Source organism: Nocardia arizonensis (genome assembly GCF_001310275.1).
Taxonomy (GTDB): domain Bacteria; phylum Actinomycetota; class Actinomycetes; order Mycobacteriales; family Mycobacteriaceae; genus Nocardia; species Nocardia arizonensis.
This window is the reverse complement of sequence record NZ_LGYZ01000109.1, coordinates 72,619-91,735: the sequence shown is the minus strand read 5'-3', so window position 1 is coordinate 91,735 and position 19,117 is coordinate 72,619. Positions and strand designations below refer to the sequence as shown.

Here is a 19,117-nt window from a genome sequence, read left to right as displayed (position 1 = left end):
GGCTCGAGGCGGATACGGATTTACGGTACCGTGTCGAACGAGATGGTGAGTTACGCGTTCGGATCACACGTACCGAGGGGGTCGGCGTGCCCGCACAGCTGACGACCAAGGCCCAGGTCAACGGGTACCGGTTCCTGCTGCGCAGATTGGATCACGCGCTGATCAGGCGCGATGTGCGAATGCTGCACGATCCTATGCGTTCGCAGAGCCGCTCGCTGTGGGTGGGCGCGGTACTCGGGCTGCTGATCGTCGCGGGCGCGGCGATCCTCGGGTTCCTGCGGCCGCAGGGCGCGATCGGCGACGCGCTCATCGTCAGCGGGAAGCAGAGCGGCGCGCTGTACGTCGTGGTGCAGTCCAAGAACGGCGACAAGACGCTGCATCCCGTGCTCAATCTGGCCTCGGCGCGATTGATCGCGGGCAAGTCCGAATCGCCGAAGTCGGTCAAGGACGACAAACTCGGTTCGCTGCCGCGCGGGCCGCTGCTCGGCATTCCGGGCGCGCCGACGGCGCTGCCCGGTTCCAAACAGGGAACGAGTTCCACCTGGACGCTGTGCGAGAGCACCCAGCTGTCCGCGGGCGGCAGCGCGGCGGGTGTCACGGGCGGTCTGACCACCGCCATCGCGGGCAAGCTCGAACTCGGCGACCGGATCGGCGCGGCGGGCGCGGACGACGCGCTGCTGGTGAAGCGCAACAGCAAGACCTATCTGGTGTACCAGGGCCGCCGCGCGGAGATCGATCCGGCGAATTCGGTGATCACCCGCACCCTCGGGCTCTCGGGGCAGAAGGCGCGCCCGATGGGCGCGGGTTTCGTCGGCGCCACCACCGAGGGGCCTGCGCTGGCCGTGCCCACCATCGCGCGCGCCGGCGAGCCGGGGCCGGGCAGGCTGTCGAATGTGCCGGTGGGCGGCGTCATCTCGGTGCCGGCCAATGCCTCGGGCGGCGCCAAGCTGTACGTGGTGCTCGCCGACGGTGTGCAGCCGGTCTCGGAGTTCACCGCGGCGCTGCTGCGCAACGCCGACTCCCACGGCATGCGTGAGATCGCCGTGGTCCCGCCGGACGCGCTGGACCGGATGCCGGTGCTGCACACCCTCGCGACCGATCACTTCCCGGAGCGCGCCCCGCGCATCGTCGCGGCCGAGGACGCGCCGGTGGCCTGTGTCAGTTGGGCGAAGAATCCGGGCATGGCGAGCGCGCAGGACAAGGACGACACACAGGTCGACGGCCCCGGCGAACGCGCCACGGTGACCTTGCTGACCGGAACCGTGCTGCCGCTGCCGGATTCGGCCGAACCGGTCTCGCTGTCCACCGCCGATGGCACCGGCGACCGCATGGACGCGGTTTACCTGCGGCCCGCCACCGGTGAGTACGTCCAGGTGACGGGCATCGAACCGGGCAGCCCGCGTCGCGAGTCGCTGTTCTACGTGGCCGACAACGGTATTCGCTACGGCATCGCGGACGCGGCGACCGCCGCCACGCTCGGTCTCGGCGATTCGCCCCGGCTCGCGCCGTGGTCGGTCATCGGCCAGCTGGTGCCGGGTCCAACCCTATCGGCCAAAGACGCACTGACCAGCTACGATTCACTGCCCACCGGGAAATAGCCTCAGCTCGCGGGCCGTCCCACATTGAGTGTGGCGATGATGCTGTTCAGCGCCGTGCGCATATCGGCTTCCTCGATGCGCATGAGCACCTCGTCGTCGACCTCGGACAGGTCGAGTTCGGTGTCGTTGGCCAGCCGGAATTCCCGTTCCTCCTCGGCGGCCTCGATCACATTGCGGATGAAGCGGCCGTTGCCCGCCAGGTCGACACCGCGGCGCGGCTGACCGCTCTGGTCGGTGCTCTCCAACTCGTAGAGGAACCGGCAGGATTCGATCAGCGCGGCCAACGCCGACTCCGACAGAGTCGAATCCCGGCTGCTCGCGATGATCTCGCCGATCTGCCCCAATTCCTCGGGGGTGTAGGACGGGAATTGCAGACGCTTGGCGAAGCGCGAGGCCAGACCGTCGTTCGCGGCCAGCAGGCGATCGATCTCGCCGTCGTAGCCCGCGATGATGACCACAAGCCGGTCGCGGTCGTTCTCCATGCGCGCCAGCAGGGTGTCGACCGCCTCGCGACCGAACGCGTCACCGCCGGACAGACCGGTCTGGATCAGGGTGTACGCCTCGTCGATGAACAGCACGCCGTCGATCGCGCTGTCGATGAGCTTCTCGGTCTTGATCGCCGTGCCGCCGAGATTCTGCGAGACGAAGTCGACACGTTTGGCCTCGACCACCTTGTCGGTCTTCAACAGCCCGACACCGCAGTAGATCTGGGCGACGATACGGGCGATCGTGGTCTTACCGGTGCCGGGCGGGCCGGTGAAGGCCAGGTGCTGACCGCGCGACTGGCTCGACAGACCCTTGCCCGCACGGATCTTCGCGAGCTGCGCCGAGGATTGCAGCTTGGCGACCTGTGTCTTCACCGACGCGAGGCCGACCTGCTTGTCGAGTTCGGCGCGGGCCTTGGCCAGGATGTCCTTGGCCCGGTCCTCGGCCTGCGCCTGGTCGAGCTGGGCCTGGTTGGGCGCCGAGGCCGGATCCCATTTGTCGGTGCGCGCGTCGATGGATTCGCGACTGGTCACCACGATGCGGAAGGTGCGGTCGCGCATGGCCGTCGTATTGGCCGTGAAATCGGGCAGCTGCGAATACACCTGCTCGAACAGGGCCTGCGCCTCGGTCTCGTTGCCCGCCTCGCGCAGGCACAGACCGCGGTTGTACATGGCGGTGAAGCGCGCCGAGGGGATCGGACCCGCCTCGGCGGCCTCCATGCGCCGGATGGCCTCGCCGAACAGACCGAGCTGCGCACAGGCGGTGCCGACCATGACGTGCGCGCCGGTAGCCAGATAGGGATCGTTCCAGTCCGCCGAACCGGCCAGCACCGACATCACATCCGGCCAGCGCTGGGTGTTGTAGTGCAGTACGCCGCGCACGTAGGCGCTGATGCGGTCGTCCATCTGTTTGTCGGGCGTCTCCGCCAGGTTCCGGCGCAGCGCGGCGAGTTCGTCGAGCACCTTCTCCGCTTGGTCGTAGTCCTTGTCCGAGATCAGCTGCGCCGCCCAGGCCAGCCAGATCTCGGTGATGTTCGACAGCGGATAGTTGATGTAGAGGCCGGGCAGGAACAGCCCCGCCAGCGCGCGCGGCGCGAGCCCGAGTCTTCGCTGTTCGCGTCCGAGCGAGTCGACGCTGGTGCGGTGCAGGTTGAACAGGACCTCACGGGTCAGCTCGCCCGCCGCGGCCCGGCCGAGCCAGGCGTCGCACATCGAGGGATCCCATTCGGTCGCGCGCTGGAACGCCAGCTTCGCGTACTCCTGATCGCGTTGGGATTCCTGGCCGTCGATGGACAATCCGAGGGACAATACACCCGCGTCGAAGGCGCGCTGGGCTTGGCGAATGTCAGGCATCTTGGTGTCGGACCCCGAAATCATCGGCTGGTGTACAGGTTACGTTCGATCAGGCGTGACGGACCAGCATCGCGCCGCGTCCGCCTGTCCGTTAGATTAGGTAACGCTGCGGTGTGGTCGCAACGGAAGTAGTCAGCTACGACTGAGAGTTCATCACGGGTGTCGACGTTGTCAGGCAATGAGATCGAACTGTGCCGGGTCTCGGTGATCGGCGGTGACACACAGCTGGATATCGGCTTGCCCGCCACCGTCCCCATCGCCTCGTTCATCGGCGACCTGGTCACGCTGATCCGCTCGCGCGATCCGCGCGTGCCCGACGGTGAGGAGGAGTCGGCGCCGGTGCGCGCGCAACACTGGACCCTCGCCCGGCTTGGGCAGGATCCGCTCGCGCCGAATCGCACGTTGACCGAGGCAGAGGTCTACGACGGCGAACTGCTGCTGCTGAGTCCGGTCTCCCGCAAGGAGTCCCCGGCGCTGTTCGACGATGTGATCGATGCCGTATCACGGCTCACCGCAGGGGAATTCCGGTCCTGGACCGGGAGCGCGGCGCGCTGGACCGGTCTGGTGACGGCACTGGTCGCCGTGCTCGCCACGCTCGGGCTGCTCGCGGCGTCGCGCGCGGACGGCGATCCGCTCGCCCCCGCCTTCGCCCTGCTCGGCGTCGGCGTACTCGCGCTGACCGCCGCGGGCATCGCCGCCCGCAAATACGCCGATGAGCTGACAGCGCGCTGGCTGTCGCTCGACGCGCTGGCGCTGCTGTTCGGCGGCGGCGCGCTGCTGGTACCCGGGCCGCTCGGCGCGAGCCATGCCCTGCTCGGCAGCGTCACGGTACTGGTCGCGGGGGTGCTCGGGCAGCGGATCATCGGCACGGGCGCGGGCCTGTTCGCCGCGGCGGTTCCCCTGAGCGTCGTCGCCGCGGTGAGCTCGGCGGTGTATCTGCTCTGGCATCCGGGGCTGCCGAAACTGTTCTCCGGTGTGCTGATCGCCGGATTCGTGCTGATGTCCTCGATCGCGCGCATGGCGGCCGTCGTCGCGCGCCTGCCCATTCCGCCGGTGCCGACCGCGGGCGGGGCCATCGACCCGGCCGACCACGAACAGCGTCCGACCATCGAGGGCATCGGCGCCGTCGGCGCGATCGCGCTGCCCTCGGCCGCGGGGCTGGGGGAGCGCGCCCGTATCGCTAATCAGATACAGACCGGTCTGGTCGTCGCGTGCGCGACGACGGTCGGCATCGGGGCGTTCGGCGCCGCGGATCCGTTCGGGCCGCTGCACTCCGGCGGTGTGGCGCTGGCACTGATCGCCGCGATCGTGCTGTGCCTGCGCGGGCGCTCCTTCGCCGATCTCGGTCAGGCCGCCACGATGATCTGCGCGGGGGCGCTGACGGCGCTTGCCGTGCTGACCTGCCTCGGACTCGGCCACGGCACACTCGAATTCGCCGCGGTCGCGGCCCTGCTGTGCACCGCGGTCGCGGTGGTCGGCTTCGGAGTGATCGGCCCGCACGTCGAGGTGACCCCGGTGACCCGCCGCGGTATCGAGATCTTCGAATATTTGCTCATCATCGCGCTGTTCCCGCTGGCACTATGGGTGATGGACGTGTACTCGACCGCACGGAACATATGATCCGCACACCACTTCGGCGCACACTGGCACGGCTGACCTGTGCCGTGGCCGTGCTGGCCGTCGCGCCCGCGCCCGCGCTCGCGGTGGCGCCGCCCAAGATCGATGACGGCGCGCTCGGCGCGGCGCAGGCGCTCAGCGGCAGACCGGCCCCGCTCGAACCCACCGAGCAGCGGCAGCTGTGCGCCGAACCGGTGCTGCGCGGTTCGGTGCCGACCGAGGTCCCCGCCGCGCAGCGGGTGCTGGACCTGCCCTCGGCCTGGAAGTTCAGCCGGGGCGCGGGACAGAAGGTCGCGGTGATCGATACCGGGGTCAACCGGCATCCGCGCTTGCCCGCGCTCGAGCCGGGCGGCGACTACGTCAGCGACTCCGACGGCACCGTCGACTGCGACGGTCACGGAACACTGGTCGCGGGCATCATCGCCGCGCGCCCCTCCGCCGACGACGCGTTCGTCGGTGTCGCGCCGGACGCGGAGATCCTCTCGATCCGCCAGCTCAGCCTCGCCTACGAGACCAAGGACCGCCGCGGCGCCGACAAGTCGCCGGATCAGTTGCGCAGCGACGGATACGGTAGCGTGCTCACCCTCGCCGCTGCCGTGGTGCGCGCGGTCGACATGGGCGCCACCGTGATCAATATCTCCGAAGTAGCGTGCAGTTCGGCCGGATCCGCCACCGCGGACGGATCGCTCGGCGCGGCGGTCAAATACGCCTACGAACGCAATGTCGTGGTCGTCGCGGCCGCGGGCAATGTCGAGTCGGGCGGACCGTGCGAGAACCAGAACTCAGGATCGGGTTGGGGTTCGGTGGGCACCATCGCCACGCCCGCGTGGTTCACCCCGTACGTGCTGTCGGTCGCCTCGGTCGACCCCGACGGCACACCGTCGGCGCTGTCGCTGCACGGGCCGTGGATCGGCGCGGCGGCCATCGGGCGCAATATCGTCTCGCTCGATTCCAAACCGGGCGGCACCGGTCTGGTCGACGGCGTGCAGACCAACGAGGGCGTCCAGCCCGTCGACGGAACCAGTTTCGCCGCACCGTATGTCGCGGGCCTGGCCGCGCTGGTGCGGGCGAAGTATCCGGAACTGAGCGCGGGACAGGTCATCGAGCGGATCACCCGCACCGCGCACGCGCCCGGTCGCGGTCGCGACGACGCCATCGGCGCCGGACTCGTCGATCCGCTGGCGGCCCTCACCGCGCCGCTGCCCACCGAGCCCATCGCCGCGGGCGCCGACCGCGGCCATCCGTTCGCCGCCCCGGCGCCGCCCCCCGCGCCGGACCCGCGACCGCGGCGGGTCGCGATCATCGGATCGGCGGCCCTGCTCGCGACGTTGGGTATCGGTGCCGCACTCGGCTTCCCGTTCCGCACCCGCCGGGCCGACCTGAACTCGGAATTCGACTAGAGGGGTTGTGATGGCTACCGAAGGTTTCGTCCGTCGCCCCCGCATCGCACCGCCGCGTGCGCCCGGCGGTGAGGTCGCGCTCACGCCGCCGCCGGAGATCCAGCGCGCCATTCCGTCGCCGCTGATGATGAAGCTCATGCCGGTGATCATGGTGGTCGCCGTGGTCGGCATGATCGCGATGATGGCGACGATGGGCCGCAATCTGCTGGCCAATCCCATGATGCTGATGTTCCCCATGATGATGCTCATGTCGATGGTCGGCATGATGGCGGGCATGCGCGGCGGCGGACCCAAGCGCGCGGTGGAACTCAACGAGGAACGTAAGGACTACTTCCGATACCTTGACCAGGTACGCAAGGATGTGCGCGGCACCGGGGCAAAACAGCTGGAGACCCTGATCTGGAGTCATCCCGAACCCGCCGACCTGCCCGCCCTGATCGGTACCAGGCGCATGTGGGAACGCCGCCCGAGCGATCCCGACTTCGGGAACGTGCGCGTCGGGGTCGGCAGTCACCGGTTGGCCACCAAACTCGCCCGCCCCGAGACCGGTCCGCTCGAGGATCTGGAACCGGTCTCGACGGTGGCGCTGCGCCGTTTCGTCCGCACCCACTCGGTGGTCCACGAACTGCCGACCGCGGTGTCGCTGCGCGCATTTCCCGCGATCAATATCGGCGGCGACATCGATCAGGCGCGAGAACTGGTGTGCGCCATGCTGATGGAGCTCACCACCTTCCACGGTCCCGACAATCTCGCCGTCGCCCTGGTCTGCGCCGATCCCGACGCCCACTGGGGCTGGACCAAATGGCTTCCGCACGTGCAGCATGCCGGCCTGCGCGACGGTATGGGCCCCTCCCGCATGATCTACACCTCACTCGGCGAACTCGAATCCGCACTGTCCGCCGAATTGCTCGAACGCGGCCGTTTCATGCGCAACCCGCAGCCCACACAGGGCCGGGTGCATCTCGTCGTCGTCATCGACGACGGTTACATCAGCGGAAACGAGCGGCTCATCAGCGAATCCGGCCTCGACTCGGTCACCGTGCTCGATCTGACCGCCCCCGAACAGGGACTGGCCGCGCGACGCGGACTGCAACTGGTGATCGGCGACGGCGCGGTCTCGGCCCGCAGCGCCGCGGGTGTGGAACGCTTCGCCACCGCCGACACGGTCGGCCTGCCCGAGGCGGAGGCATTCGCCCGCAAGCTGGCCCGATACCGGCTTGCCACCGCCGCGCAGATCGTGAGCCTCGGCGACGGCGCCGCCACCGACCCGGGATTGATGGCGCTGCTGCGCATTCCCGACGCCGCCCAGATCGATCCGGCCAGGGTCTGGCGTCCGCGCACCGCGCGCGAACGGCTGCGCGTGCCCATCGGCATCACCCCCGACGGCACCCCGGTCGAGATCGACATCAAGGAATCCGCCGAGAACGGTATGGGTCCACACGGCCTGTGCATCGGCGCGACCGGTTCGGGCAAATCCGAATTCCTGCGCACCCTGGTGCTTTCCATGGTGACCACGCATTCACCGGATGCGCTCAACCTGGTGCTGGTCGACTTCAAGGGCGGCGCGACCTTCCTCGGACTCGACTCGCTGCCGCATGTCGCGGCGGTCATCACCAACCTCGAAGAGGAACTGTCCCTCGTCGACCGCATGAAGGACGCGCTGGCCGGTGAGATGAACCGGCGCCAGGAACTGCTGCGTTCGGCGGGCAATTACGCCAATGTCACCGACTACGAGAAGGCGCGCGCGGCGGGCGTGCCGCTCGACCCGCTGCCCGCGCTGTTCATCGTCGTCGACGAGTTCTCCGAACTGCTCTCGCAGAAACCGGATTTCGCGGAACTGTTCGTGATGATCGGCCGACTCGGCCGCTCGCTGCACGTGCACCTGCTGCTGGCCTCGCAGCGGCTCGAGGAGAACAAGCTGCGCGGCCTGGAATCGCATCTGTCCTACCGCATCGGCCTGCGCACCTTCTCGGCCAACGAGTCGCGCGCGGTGCTCGGCATCACCGACGCCTATCACCTGCCAAGCGTGCCGGGTTCGGGCTACCTCAAGAGCGACGCGTCCGAGCCGCTGCGGTTCAACGCGAGCTACGTGTCGGGACCCTATGTGGCGCCCGCGGGTTCGGTCACCGGTGACGACAACGAACCGGTGCGCGGGCAGCGGCCGGTGGTGTTCACCGCCGCGCCCGTCGAGATCGACGAAACCGCACCGGAGGAGCAGACGGAGGACACCCCGGCGCGCCGGCTGCCCGAACTGCCGCCGCCACCGCCGTCGGGACCCGTTGCCGAGGAAGGCATTCCCGATTCGCTGCTCGACGTCGTCGTCAAACGGCTGACCGGACACGGCAGGCCGGCGCACGAGGTATGGCTGCCGCCGCTGGACGAGTCGCCGTCGGCCGATATGCTGCTGCCCGATCCCGACTGGACCTCGCCGGTGAACCGGCACGGTCAGCTGTGGATGCCGATCGGTGTGGTCGACAAGCCCTACGAACAGCGCCGCGACGTGCTCACCATCAGTCTCGCGGGCGCGCAGGGCAATGTCGCGGTGGTGGGCGGCCCGCAGTCGGGCAAATCCACGACCCTGCGCACCATCATCATGGCCGCCGCGGCCACCCACACCCCCGATCAGGTGCAGTTCTACTGTCTCGACTTCGGCGGCGGTTCCATGGCGGGTCTGTCCGGGGTGCCGCACGTCGGCTCGGTCGCGGGTCGTCTCGACGGCGACCGGGTGCGCCGCACCGTCGCGGAGTTGACCACGCTCATGCGCCAGCGCGAGGAGCGCTTCGCCGAACTCGGCATCGAGTCGATGGCCGAGTTCCGACGTCGCAAATTCGCCGCACAGGAGGCGCGGCGCATCAACGGCACCGCGCCCGAACCCGGTGACCCCCTGGCCGCGGACCTGTTCGGCGACGTGTTCCTGGTCGTGGACGGCTGGGGCGTCATTCGCGAAGAGTTCGACATGCTCGAGGGTCTGGTCAACGCCATCGCCACCCAGGGTCTGTCCTACGGCATCCACCTGATCATCGCCGCGTCGCGCTGGGCCGAGATCCGGCCCGTGGTCAAGGACCAGATCGGCACCCGACTCGAACTTCGCCTCGGCGACCCCGGCGATTCGGAGATGGGTCGCCGCACCGCGCATCAGGTGCCGGTCGGCCGGCCCGGCCGCGGTCTTACCCCCGACCAACTGCATATGCTCATAGCACTGCCGCGCCTGGACTCCGACTCCGATCCGTCCACCCTCGCCGAGGGCGTCGCCCGCGCCAAGGAGGGCCTGATCGCCCTGCACGGCGACCGCCGCGCGCCCGAGGTGCGCATGCTGCCGCTGCGTTTCCCGCGCGAACAGGTGCTCGCCGCCGCCCGCGAACAGGGCATCGAACTCAGCCGCACCCGCGTCGTCGTCGGTCTCGGCGAATCCGAATTGCAGCCGCTGATCCTGGATTTCGGAGCCGAACCGCATCTGATGGCCTTCGCCGACGTGGAATCCGGCAAGACCACACTGCTGCGCAATATCGTCATGGGCATAGCCGAGAACTCCGACGCCTCCCAGGCGCGGGTGATCCTCATCGACTACCGCCGCACCATGCTCGGCGTCCTCGAGGGCGATCAGCTCGCCGGGTACTCGACCTCGTCCCAGACCTGCGGGCCGATGATCCAGGAGGTCGCCACCTATCTGACCAAGCGCATCCCCGCCGCGGACATCACCCCGCAGCAGCTGCGCGAACGCAGCTGGTGGTCGGGACCGGAGATCTACATCGTCGTCGACGACTACGACATGGTCGCCACCGGCTCGATCAACCCCTTCGCCCCCTTGCTCGAATTCCTGCCCCAGGCCAGGGATATCGGAATGCACCTGATCGTGACCCGGCGCATAGGCGGCGTCTCCCGCGCCCTCTACGACCCGATCCTCGGCGCCATGAAGAACCTCTCGGTCCCCGCCCTGATCATGAGCGGCTCCCGGGACGAGGGCAAACTCATCGGCGAAGTCCGCCCGAGCAAGATGCCCCCCGGCCGAGGCACCCTGATCACCCGCAGCCACGGGGTGGAGCTGGTACACATAGCCGACATCCCGCCTCTCTGATCCACGGGACGTGCGGTCGGCGGGTTCGCCGGGTATCCGGGCGCCCGCCCGGATCTCCACCCGGAGAAGGTAAGCGATCGGTTGACAGGCGGGACGCGGCCGTCGCGCTCCTCGGTTTCTGTTGGGTAACGAAGTGTATGCTCCGCGGCTCCCTACGGCCCGGTAACGCTTGACAGGTCCCCGCAGAGGTTTATTGTATTGAACGTCCTGATCCGGTGTTGTGCGGCGATGAACGGCGAGGCAACGTGGCAGGTTCGGATTCATCAACGGTCGTGATGGCTCTCCCCGGTGCGCAGCGGTGTGCCGGTGCGGTGGCGCCTTCGGCGACTCTCGGGCTACTGCCCAGCTCCGACCTACTGGTCCGGGCATGTCGCGGGCACCGGGTCGTCGGCGGCCCGCTGCTGTGGTTCGCGCGCGATCTGGCGGTGCTGCACGAGAAGCGTCTGGTCGGCCGCGGCGGTTCGGTTGATACCTCGCCCGCCGCCGTCATCGAAATCGAGCGCCGCAGAGTCGAATTGGTCATGGCGATCGATGACTGGGTGTCGCGCAACGTCTCCCAGCATCGGCTCGGCGCGACATTGCACACCGAGACCGTCGGCGCCGTCATCGACCGGCTCGCCGAATCCTCGGTGCGCGCGCACCACGCGCTGATGACCCTCGACGCGCACGACGAGCTGCTGCACTGCGCCTGGCATCATCTGGCCGAATTGGCCGACGCCTACGACGATCTCGTGCGCGACGTGCTCGCGGGCAGGCGGCGCCTGCCCGAATGGTGAGCCGCCGCCGTTACCGGTGGTAGTGGCGGTGATCGACGCCGAATTCGTCGGCGACGGTCGCCGCCAGCTCGACGTAGGCGCGTTTGGCCTGCTTGCTCAGACGGTGCAGGTCGATTTCGGCGCCCTCCGACAGATGTGAGTCGTAGGGGATGATGTGCACCGCGCGGCAGCGCGAGAGGAAGTACTCGCGCAACTGCTGTATTCCCACATTCGGTGAACCCTCGCGCGGCAGGTTGATCACGACGACGGCATTGCGGACCAGATGGTCGTGGCCGTGCAGGGACAGCCAGTCCAGGGTGGCCGCGGCACTGCGCGCGCCGTCGATCGCCGCCGACGAGATCAGCACCAGTGAATGCGCCAGATCCAGGACGCCGGTCATGGCCGAGTGCATGAGTCCGGTGCCGCAGTCGGTGAGGATTATGTTGTAGAACCGCTGGAGGATTCGAGCGACCGCTCGGTACTCCTCGTCGTTGAAGGCTTCCGACGCGGCCGGATCACGTTCACTGGCAAGCACTTCCAGGCGGCTGGTGGCCTGTGAGGTGTGCCTGCGCACGTCGGAATAGCGTTCGATCACCGGGTCGAGCAGCAGATCGCGCACCGTGGAACGGGTTTGGAGCGGAACGCGCTGCGACAACGTGCCGAAGTCGGGATTGGCGTCGACCGCGATCACCCGGTCTCCGCGCACCGACGCGAAGATCGATCCGAGACCCATGGTGGTCGTGGTCTTGCCGACGCCGCCCTTGAGCGACAGCACCGCGATGCGGTAATCGCCGCGCACCGGTTGCCTGATGCGGGCGACGAGTTCCTGGAGTCGGCGTTCCTCGGCCGACATGCCCGGATTGATCGAACCGCCCGAAACATGGTGCACGGCCTTGCGCCACCCGCTGCCCGGCGACTTCTTGGCCCGCCGCATCGGCACATCGTCGAGCGAGGGCCCGCCCTGTCGATAGCCCGGCGGCGGGGTGCCCCACGACCCACCCGGCTGCGCGATGCCCGGCGCACCCGAATTCCATTGCGGCGCGACCGGACCCCGCCCTTGTTCCGGCGGGGGACCCGCGGGAAACGCGCCCGGCGGGCGCTGATCCGGCTCCGGCGGCCGTGCGAACACACCCGGATCGCGCCGTTCGCCCGGTGCGAGCGGGTCGCTGACCGGAGCCCGGTGCGGCGCCCCCGGCGGGATGTGGGCGTTCGGATCGCCTTGCGGGCCGTGGCCGCCCGGCCCTTCCGGCATTGCGACGGGTCCGTGACCGGGTGTCGAGCCGTCGCCGACCGGCGCACCGTAGCGCGGCTCACCGCCGTACCCCGGCCCGCCCGGCGGCGGACCGTACCCGGGACCCGGTGCGCCGTGACCCGGACCGCCCGCGGCGGGTTCGGGCGGCGAGAGTCGATGTCTGCCACTGGACGGCGGCACCGGCGGGTATCCCGCGGCCGCGTCGGGATCGGCGTAGACCGGTGCGTCGGGTGCGTGATCGGCGCCGGTTGGCATGGGGCCGTACGAAGGACGCGCCTGCTCACCGGACATGGCGGCTTCGGGCGAGACCGGTCCGTAAGGGCTGCCGTGATCCGCGTACGGTGCCGGGACTTCCGACGGAACCGGGCCATAGGGAGACCCGGACTCGGCGGGCGGCGCGGATTCGGGTCGTGCGGTTCCGTACGGTGAGTCGGCCCGTGCCTGCTCGCCCCCGGTCCGCTGCGAAGCCGCCCGCGCGGGCTCCGGCCCGTACGTCGAGGTCGGCGTGCTGTCCGGGGTCAGCGGAGGCAGCCGATCGGGCGGACGCGTATCCGGCCGCGGCTGTGCCCGCTCGCCCTCGACGGCCGGTCCGACCCCGCCGTCCGAAGTCGACTCCTCGACACCGGCCGCCGGCGGAAGATCGGGTCGCCCCGCTTCCGGCCCGGCGGGCCACGAGGGCGGCCCGCTCACCGCGGCAGGCGGTCCACCGGCCCCTTCCCGCTCGATCGCGGGAGGAGCCAGCCACGGCGGCGGCCCGTCCCACTCGCTCGCGGCCCGATCGGATGCCGTCGGCCGCCGCGCCTCATTCGTTCCGGACCCGGCCGTATCGGATTTTCCCCCGGCATTCGGCCCGACGGCGCCGAATGCGGTGGCTCCCGGGATCGCCTGCGCGCCTGCGGTATCGGATGGTTCCGCTGTTCCGTACGAGCCGGCCGCGCTCGCGGCACCGGCGTCCGCCGGTCCAATCGCCCCAACCGATTCGGTGGCGGATGTTCCGACGGCGGCGCCGGCCGTGTCCGATGACGCCCCGGCACCGGGCGCCGCGTGCGTGCCGGGCACATCTCGAGTTTCCGACGATCCGGTCGTGGGCGCACCGGGACCGCCGTCGGGTCCATATCCTCCCGGAATACCGTGCTCTCCGGTCGCGCTCGACGCACCGACGCTCGGCGGCGGGCCGGGTAGGGGCGGATGAAGTTCGGCCGCACCGGGCGGGACCGTCGACGAGGTCGGCCCTGACTCCGGTGGTTCGGGGAACGGGGGACGCCCGGTAGCGGGCGGGTGCGGTGATTCGCCCGTGTGCGGCTGGGGTGCGCCGGATTCCGGTCCCGGTGGGGCGGGCGGCAGATCGGGGCGCGAGCGCTGGATTCTCGTGGTGGGGGCGGGCGCGCCGCCCGGCGCGGCGTCGAGCGGGCCGCGCGGGGGTGTGGCATTGCTGCCGAGCGGCTGGAAGCCCGCCGAAGGGGTGCTTGGCTGGCGGGTCGGCAGTTCGGGCGAGGGGTCGCGGCGCTGCGGACCCGGAAGGGGGGCCTGTTCATGGCCGGTCGGCCGTCCGCCCTGTCGCGGCCCCAACTCGGATGCTTCTTCGGGACCGGTCGGCCATTCGCGCTGCCGCGGCACCGGCTCGGACGTTTCTTCGGGACCGGTCGGCCGTCCCTGCTGCGGGCCGGACTGGTCGACGCTCTGACGCTGTTCGGGATGCCGCTGTGGTTCCGGTGATCGGTCCGGGTCGAAATGCCGCGGCGACCGACCCGGGTCGGTGTGGCCCGCGGGAGCGCCCTCGCGAGGATCGGGCCGCGCGGGCGGCGGCTGCGACCACGGCGTCGCGGTGTTCTGTCCCGACCATGCGGATTCGCCGGGCGCCTGCCGCGGCGTCTCGGGTTCCGGGCGTTCCTCTTTGTCGCGCCCGCCGAAGAGGCGTCGGCGGCGGTCCTTGCGGCCGGGTGTCGCGTTGGGGTCCTGGCGTCCGCCTTCGGGAGCCGCCGAGCGGCCGCGCCTGCGGCGCGAGGGCGCGTCATCGATCTCGTCGTCCTGGGGGAGATTCCGGACGGGCGCCTCGTAACCGCCGTTGACGTCGCTCTCCGACAGCCACGGCGGCAGCATGGGCAGGTCGTTGTTACGACTCACGCTGCACCCCGCTGAAGACGCTGAAGACGCTGACGATGCTGAGGACTGACGACGCTGAGGATGCTGACGATTCGCTCCGGCATGTACGCCGGGTGAGCCCGCACTCGGTCTCGTGGGTATCCGGCCGTGCGCCGGTCACGCGCGCCGCAGTGAGATGCGGGGCAGTTCTCCTGGTCGAGAGAGCCGTGATCGAGGGTTTGGCGCGGGCGGCTGCCTCCCTGCGCTGACTCACGACATCCCCCTGGGATAATTTCGACCGACTCTCGACCCGCGCCAGTTTACGCGACAAGCGCGTGCCCCATGTGGTCAGGGACCGCCCGCCGACGGCGCCGCGAACGGCCGGAAGACCGCGTGGGCGGAGGCGGTTTTTGCCGGATTCGGGGCATGCCGGTAAGCTGGAGCGGCGGTGCACCTACGCGCCGACTGCTTTCGTGTCCGGTGAGTCCAGCTTCCCATGGATTCGGTGACCGGGTGTCCGGGTGACCATGAAAGCAGACACCAGGCAATCAAACCAGGTTCGGTCGGCGCGTGCCGACCGAAAGAACCGGGATCGCGGAGGACATGGCGAAGAAGGACGGGGCCATCGAGGTCGAGGGTCGGGTTGTCGAGCCGCTGCCCAATGCGATGTTCCGTATCGAGCTCGAGAACGGGCACAAGGTTCTCGCGCACATCAGCGGAAAGATGCGGCAGCACTACATTCGTATCCTTCCCGAGGACCGGGTGGTCGTCGAGTTGTCGCCCTACGACCTGTCCCGCGGCCGGATCGTGTACCGCTACAAGTGATCGCGCACCGCGCGCTCACCGCGACGGGTTCGCCCGTCACTCCAAGAGACTTCCCCAGTCGACGGCTGGGGAAAAACTGTGTCCACACCCCCGTGGGCCACAACCAGATTGGACGGACGTGAAGGTTCAGCCGAGCGTCAAGAAGATCTGCGAGAAGTGCAAGGTGATCCGCCGTCACGGCCGGGTCATGGTGATCTGCGACAACCTGCGCCACAAGCAGCGCCAGGGCTGATCGCACCGGGCCGCGTCCGCGCGGCCCCGGTTCACCTGCCGAGCACCGAACGCGGTTCGGATTGGCAGCAAACAGAAGAACTCCCAGCTCCAGCCACACGCTGTGGAATCGGGCCCACGGGCCCGGGGCGTGTGCGCCAACCACCGGACCGGAGGCCGGTGCCCCACCAGAGGAGGGGAAGGACAGGGAGCAGACCTCCGCGACAATATGAAGGAACTGCCACATGGCACGTCTCATGGGCGTCGATCTCCCGCGCGAGAAGCGCATGGAGATCGCGCTGACCTACATCTTCGGCATCGGCCGTACCCGCTCGAAGGAGATCCTCGAGGCGACGGGCGTCAGCCCCGACCTTCGCTCGAAGGATCTGAGCGACGACGACCTGACCAAACTCCGCGACTACATCGAGGCCTCGGAGTTCAAGGTCGAGGGTGACCTGCGCCGCGAGGTGCAGGCCGACATCCGTCGCAAGATCGAGATCGGCTGCTACCAGGGTCTGCGGCATCGCCGCGGCCTGCCGGTGCGCGGCCAGCGGACCAAGACCAACGCGCGCACCCGCAAGGGCCCGAAGCGCACCGTCGCAGGCAAGAAGAAGTAGGGATAGCGCATGCCTCCTAAGAGCAGGGCCGCGGGCCCGAAGAAGACCCAGAAGTCGCGTCGCCGGGAAAAGAAGAACGTCCCGCACGGTCACGCGCATATCAAGAGCACCTTCAACAACACGATCGTGTCGATCACCGACCCGAACGGCAACGTCATCTCGTGGGCGTCCTCGGGTCACGTCGGCTTCAAGGGTTCGCGCAAGTCGACCCCGTTCGCCGCGCAGCTCGCCGCCGAGAACGCGGCCCGCAAGGCGCAGGAGAACGGCGTCAAGAAGGTCGACGTATTCGTCAAGGGCCCGGGTTCGGGCCGTGAGACCGCGATCCGTTCGCTGCAGGCCGCAGGCCTCGAGGTGGGCACGATCTCCGATGTCACCCCGCAGCCGCACAACGGCTGCCGTCCGCCCAAGCGGCGTCGCGTCTAGCGGGAAAGGAACAACGAACAATGGCTCGTTACACAGGCCCCATCACCCGCAAGTCGCGTCGTCTGCGTGTCGACCTCGTCGGAGCCGATCAGGCGTTCGAGCGTCGTCCGTACCCGCCCGGCCAGCACGGCCGCGCGCGTATCAAGGAGAGCGAGTACCTGCTCCAGCTCCAGGAGAAGCAGAAGGCCCGCTTCTCCTACGGCGTCATGGAGAAGCAGTTCCGCCGGTACTACGAAGAGGCCAACCGCCTCAAGGGCAAGACCGGTGACAACCTGCTGCGTCTGCTCGAGACCCGGCTCGACAACGTCGTGTACCGCGCCGGACTCGCGCGTACCCGTCGCCAGGCTCGTCAGCTCGTCAGCCACGGCCACTTCCTGGTCAACGGCGTGAAGGTCGACGTGCCCAGCTTCCACGTCTCCCAGTACGACATCATCGATGTCAAGGAGAAGTCGGCGGCCACCCTGCCGTTCCAGGTGGCGCGTGAGACCTACGGCGACCGTCCGGTGCCCGGCTGGCTCCAGGTGATCCCGGGTCGGCTGCGCATCCTGGTGCATCAGCTGCCCGAGCGCGCGCAGATCGACGTGCCGCTGCAGGAACAGCTGATCGTCGAGTACTACTCGAAGTAACCGGCTTTTCGCGCTGCTGTGCTGCCCGCCGCGGTGGGCAGGAAATCCCATTCGTGGGCGTCAAATAGTGGGCGCCCGTACAGGAGGATGATCCACATGCTGATTTCCCAGCGTCCGACCCTGACCGAAGAGGTCGTCGCCGAGAACCGCTCGAAGTTCACCATCGAACCGCTCGAGCCGGGCTTCGGTTACACCCTCGGCAACTCGCTGCGGCGTACCCTGCTGTCCTCGATTCCGGGGGCCGCGGTCACGAGCATCCGCATCGACGGCGTCCTGCACGAGTTCACCACCGTGCCCGGGGTCAAGGAGGATGTCACCGACATCATCCTGAACCTCAAGGGTCTGGTCGTGTCCTCGGAGGAGGACGAGCCGGTCACGATGTACGTGCGCAAGCAGGGACCGGGCACCGTCACCGCCGGTGACATCGTCCCGCCCGCCGGCGTCGTCGTGCACAACCCGGACATGCACATCGCCACCCTGAACGACAAGGGCAAGCTCGAGATCGAGCTGGTCGTCGAGCGCGGTCGCGGCTATGTCCCCGCGGTGCAGAACAAGGCGTCCGGCGCGGAGATCGGCCGGATTCCGGTGGATTCCATCTACTCCCCGGTGCTCAAGGTGACTTACAAGGTCGAGGCCACCCGTGTCGAGCAGCGCACCGACTTCGACCGTCTCATCCTCGACGTGGAGACCAAGAACTCCATCAGCGCGCGGGACGCGCTCGCCTCGGCGGGCAAGACCCTGGTCGAACTGTTCGGCCTGGCCCGTGAACTGAACGTCGAAGCCGAAGGCATCGAGATCGGCCCCTCGCCGGCCGAGGCGGATCACATCGCCTCGTTCGGTCTGCCGATCGAGGATCTCGACCTCACCGTCCGGTCCTACAACTGCCTCAAGCGCGAGGGTGTGCACACGGTGGGCGAGCTCGTGGCCCGCACCGAGTCGGATCTGCTCGACATCCGCAACTTCGGCCAGAAGTCCATCGATGAGGTCAAGGTCAAGCTGCACGCGCTCGGCCTCTCGCTCAAGGACAGCCCGGCGACGTTCGACCCGTCCTCGGTGGTGGGTTACGACGCGAGCACCGGAACGTGGAGCGACAGCGGCGCGTTCAGCGATACCGACGGCGGCGAGCAGGACTACGCCGAAACCGAACAGCTCTAGGCCGCCGGGGTAGGCGCCCAGTCGGCCCCGCAGCGCGGCACGCACGCCGCGCTGCGGCGCACATAGACACAGGAGAACACAATGCCCAAGCCCAAGAAGGGTGCCCGCTTCGGCGGGTCGGCGTCACACCAGAAGGCGATCTTCGCCAATCTGGCCACGGCGCTCTTCGAGCACGGTCGGATCACGACCACGGAGGCCAAGGCCAAGGCGCTGCGCCCCTATGCCGAGAAGCTCGTCACCAAAGCGAAGGGCGGCACTCTCGCCGACCGTCGCGAGGTGCTGAAGGTCATCCGCAACAAGGACGTGGTGCACGAACTGTTCGCCACCATCGGCCCCTCCTTCGAGGGTCGCGAGGGCGGCTACACGCGCATCACCAAGACGCTGCCGCGCAAGGGTGACAACGCGCCGATGGCGGTCATCGAGCTGGTCAGGGAGAAGACCGTGACCAATGAGGCCGACCGCGCCCGTCGCGTCGCCGCCTCGCAGAAGGTCGAGGCCGCTCCGGTCGCCGACGAGGCCGCCGCCGAGGACACCGCTGCCGAGGAGACCGCCGATGAGGCCGTCGCCGACGCTCCGGTCGCCGACGAGGCCGCCGAGGACAAGAAGGACGCCTGATTCCGGGTTTCCGACGAGCCCGCCGCCCC

The 19,117-nt window shown here is 69.0% G+C and carries 14 protein-coding genes; 12 read left to right on the top strand and 2 right to left on the bottom strand.

Features of this window, described 5'->3' with window-relative positions:
- Positions 1-86: 86 nt before the first annotated feature.
- Positions 87-1,598 carry a type VII secretion protein EccB gene (gene eccB, locus APZ21_RS25395; protein WP_054815787.1) on the top strand — a complete coding sequence of 504 codons (1,512 nt, stop codon included), beginning with the start codon at positions 87-89 and terminating at the stop codon, positions 1,596-1,598.
- A gap of 2 nt (positions 1,599-1,600) precedes the next feature.
- Here eccB and eccA read toward each other — a convergent pair whose 3' ends face one another.
- Positions 1,601-3,436, bottom strand: a complete 1,836-nt coding sequence (gene eccA, locus APZ21_RS25390) for a type VII secretion AAA-ATPase EccA (RefSeq protein WP_054815816.1) — start codon at positions 3,434-3,436, stop codon at positions 1,601-1,603.
- 159 nt (positions 3,437-3,595) lie between these two features.
- Here eccA and eccD point away from each other — a divergent pair, with 159 nt between their 5' ends.
- The 4 genes from eccD (at position 3,596) to APZ21_RS25370 (ending at position 11,304) form a co-directional block, all read left to right on the top strand.
- The gene (eccD, locus tag APZ21_RS25385; protein WP_204249154.1) at positions 3,596-5,056 is read left to right on the top strand and encodes a type VII secretion integral membrane protein EccD; all 1,461 of its coding nucleotides are present in this window, start codon (positions 3,596-3,598) and stop codon (positions 5,054-5,056) included.
- Positions 5,053-6,453, top strand: coding sequence for a type VII secretion-associated serine protease mycosin (gene mycP, locus APZ21_RS25380; protein ID WP_054815786.1), 1,401 nt, complete (start codon positions 5,053-5,055; stop codon positions 6,451-6,453). The genes eccD and mycP overlap by 4 nt, the downstream gene beginning before the upstream one ends.
- A gap of 10 nt (positions 6,454-6,463) precedes the next feature.
- Entirely contained in the window at positions 6,464-10,528 is a 4,065-nt protein-coding gene (eccCa, locus tag APZ21_RS25375) for a type VII secretion protein EccCa (RefSeq protein ID WP_054815785.1), read from the top strand.
- 275 nt (positions 10,529-10,803) lie between these two features.
- On the top strand, positions 10,804-11,304 hold the full coding sequence (locus APZ21_RS25370) for a DUF4254 domain-containing protein (RefSeq protein WP_054815784.1): 501 nt from the start codon (positions 10,804-10,806) through the stop codon (positions 11,302-11,304).
- A gap of 10 nt (positions 11,305-11,314) precedes the next feature.
- Here the strand turns inward: APZ21_RS25370 and APZ21_RS36495 are convergent, their stop codons facing one another.
- A complete protein-coding gene (locus APZ21_RS36495; protein WP_420845277.1) occupies positions 11,315-12,790 on the bottom strand; it encodes a nucleotide-binding protein in 1,476 nt (491 codons plus the stop codon).
- Positions 12,791-15,220: 2,430 nt separating this feature from the next.
- Between APZ21_RS36495 and infA the strand changes: the two genes are divergently transcribed.
- The 7 genes from infA (at position 15,221) to rplQ (ending at position 19,088) form a co-directional block, all read left to right on the top strand.
- Positions 15,221-15,442, top strand: coding sequence for a translation initiation factor IF-1 (gene infA / locus APZ21_RS25360; protein ID WP_003418601.1), 222 nt, complete (start codon positions 15,221-15,223; stop codon positions 15,440-15,442).
- Between the two features lie 118 nt (positions 15,443-15,560).
- Complete coding sequence (rpmJ, locus tag APZ21_RS25355) at positions 15,561-15,674, top strand: 50S ribosomal protein L36 (RefSeq protein WP_011207363.1); 114 nt, start codon at positions 15,561-15,563, stop codon at positions 15,672-15,674.
- Between the two features lie 223 nt (positions 15,675-15,897).
- Positions 15,898-16,269: a 30S ribosomal protein S13 gene (rpsM, locus tag APZ21_RS25350; RefSeq protein ID WP_039795645.1), complete on the top strand. Its 372-nt coding sequence runs from the start codon at positions 15,898-15,900 to the stop codon at positions 16,267-16,269.
- 9 nt (positions 16,270-16,278) lie between these two features.
- Positions 16,279-16,692, top strand: a complete 414-nt coding sequence (gene rpsK / locus APZ21_RS25345; RefSeq protein WP_040704448.1) for a 30S ribosomal protein S11 — start codon at positions 16,279-16,281, stop codon at positions 16,690-16,692.
- A 20-nt stretch (positions 16,693-16,712) separates the two neighbouring features.
- Positions 16,713-17,318, top strand: coding sequence for a 30S ribosomal protein S4 (gene rpsD, locus APZ21_RS25340; RefSeq protein ID WP_054815783.1), 606 nt, complete (start codon positions 16,713-16,715; stop codon positions 17,316-17,318).
- Positions 17,319-17,414: 96 nt separating this feature from the next.
- A complete protein-coding gene (locus tag APZ21_RS25335; RefSeq protein WP_054815814.1) occupies positions 17,415-18,473 on the top strand; it encodes a DNA-directed RNA polymerase subunit alpha in 1,059 nt (352 codons plus the stop codon).
- An 81-nt stretch (positions 18,474-18,554) separates the two neighbouring features.
- The gene (gene rplQ, locus APZ21_RS25330) at positions 18,555-19,088 is read left to right on the top strand and encodes a 50S ribosomal protein L17 (protein ID WP_054815782.1); all 534 of its coding nucleotides are present in this window, start codon (positions 18,555-18,557) and stop codon (positions 19,086-19,088) included.
- The last annotated feature ends 29 nt before the right edge of the window (positions 19,089-19,117 follow it).

Coding starts and splice junctions, on each gene's coding strand:
- eccA (WP_054815816.1), bottom strand. CDS start 3,436: ATGCCTGACATTCGCCAAGCCCAGCGCGCCTTCGACGCGGGTGTATTG.
- mycP (WP_054815786.1), top strand. CDS start 5,053: ATGATCCGCACACCACTTCGGCGCACACTGGCACGGCTGACCTGTGCC.
- eccCa (WP_054815785.1), top strand. CDS start 6,464: ATGGCTACCGAAGGTTTCGTCCGTCGCCCCCGCATCGCACCGCCGCGT.
- APZ21_RS25370 (WP_054815784.1), top strand. CDS start 10,804: ATGGCTCTCCCCGGTGCGCAGCGGTGTGCCGGTGCGGTGGCGCCTTCG.
- APZ21_RS36495 (WP_420845277.1), bottom strand. CDS start 12,790: ATGCCAACCGGCGCCGATCACGCACCCGACGCACCGGTCTACGCCGAT.
- infA (WP_003418601.1), top strand. CDS start 15,221: ATGGCGAAGAAGGACGGGGCCATCGAGGTCGAGGGTCGGGTTGTCGAG.
- rpsM (WP_039795645.1), top strand. CDS start 15,898: ATGGCACGTCTCATGGGCGTCGATCTCCCGCGCGAGAAGCGCATGGAG.
- rpsK (WP_040704448.1), top strand. CDS start 16,279: ATGCCTCCTAAGAGCAGGGCCGCGGGCCCGAAGAAGACCCAGAAGTCG.
- rpsD (WP_054815783.1), top strand. CDS start 16,713: ATGGCTCGTTACACAGGCCCCATCACCCGCAAGTCGCGTCGTCTGCGT.
- APZ21_RS25335 (WP_054815814.1), top strand. CDS start 17,415: ATGCTGATTTCCCAGCGTCCGACCCTGACCGAAGAGGTCGTCGCCGAG.
- rplQ (WP_054815782.1), top strand. CDS start 18,555: ATGCCCAAGCCCAAGAAGGGTGCCCGCTTCGGCGGGTCGGCGTCACAC.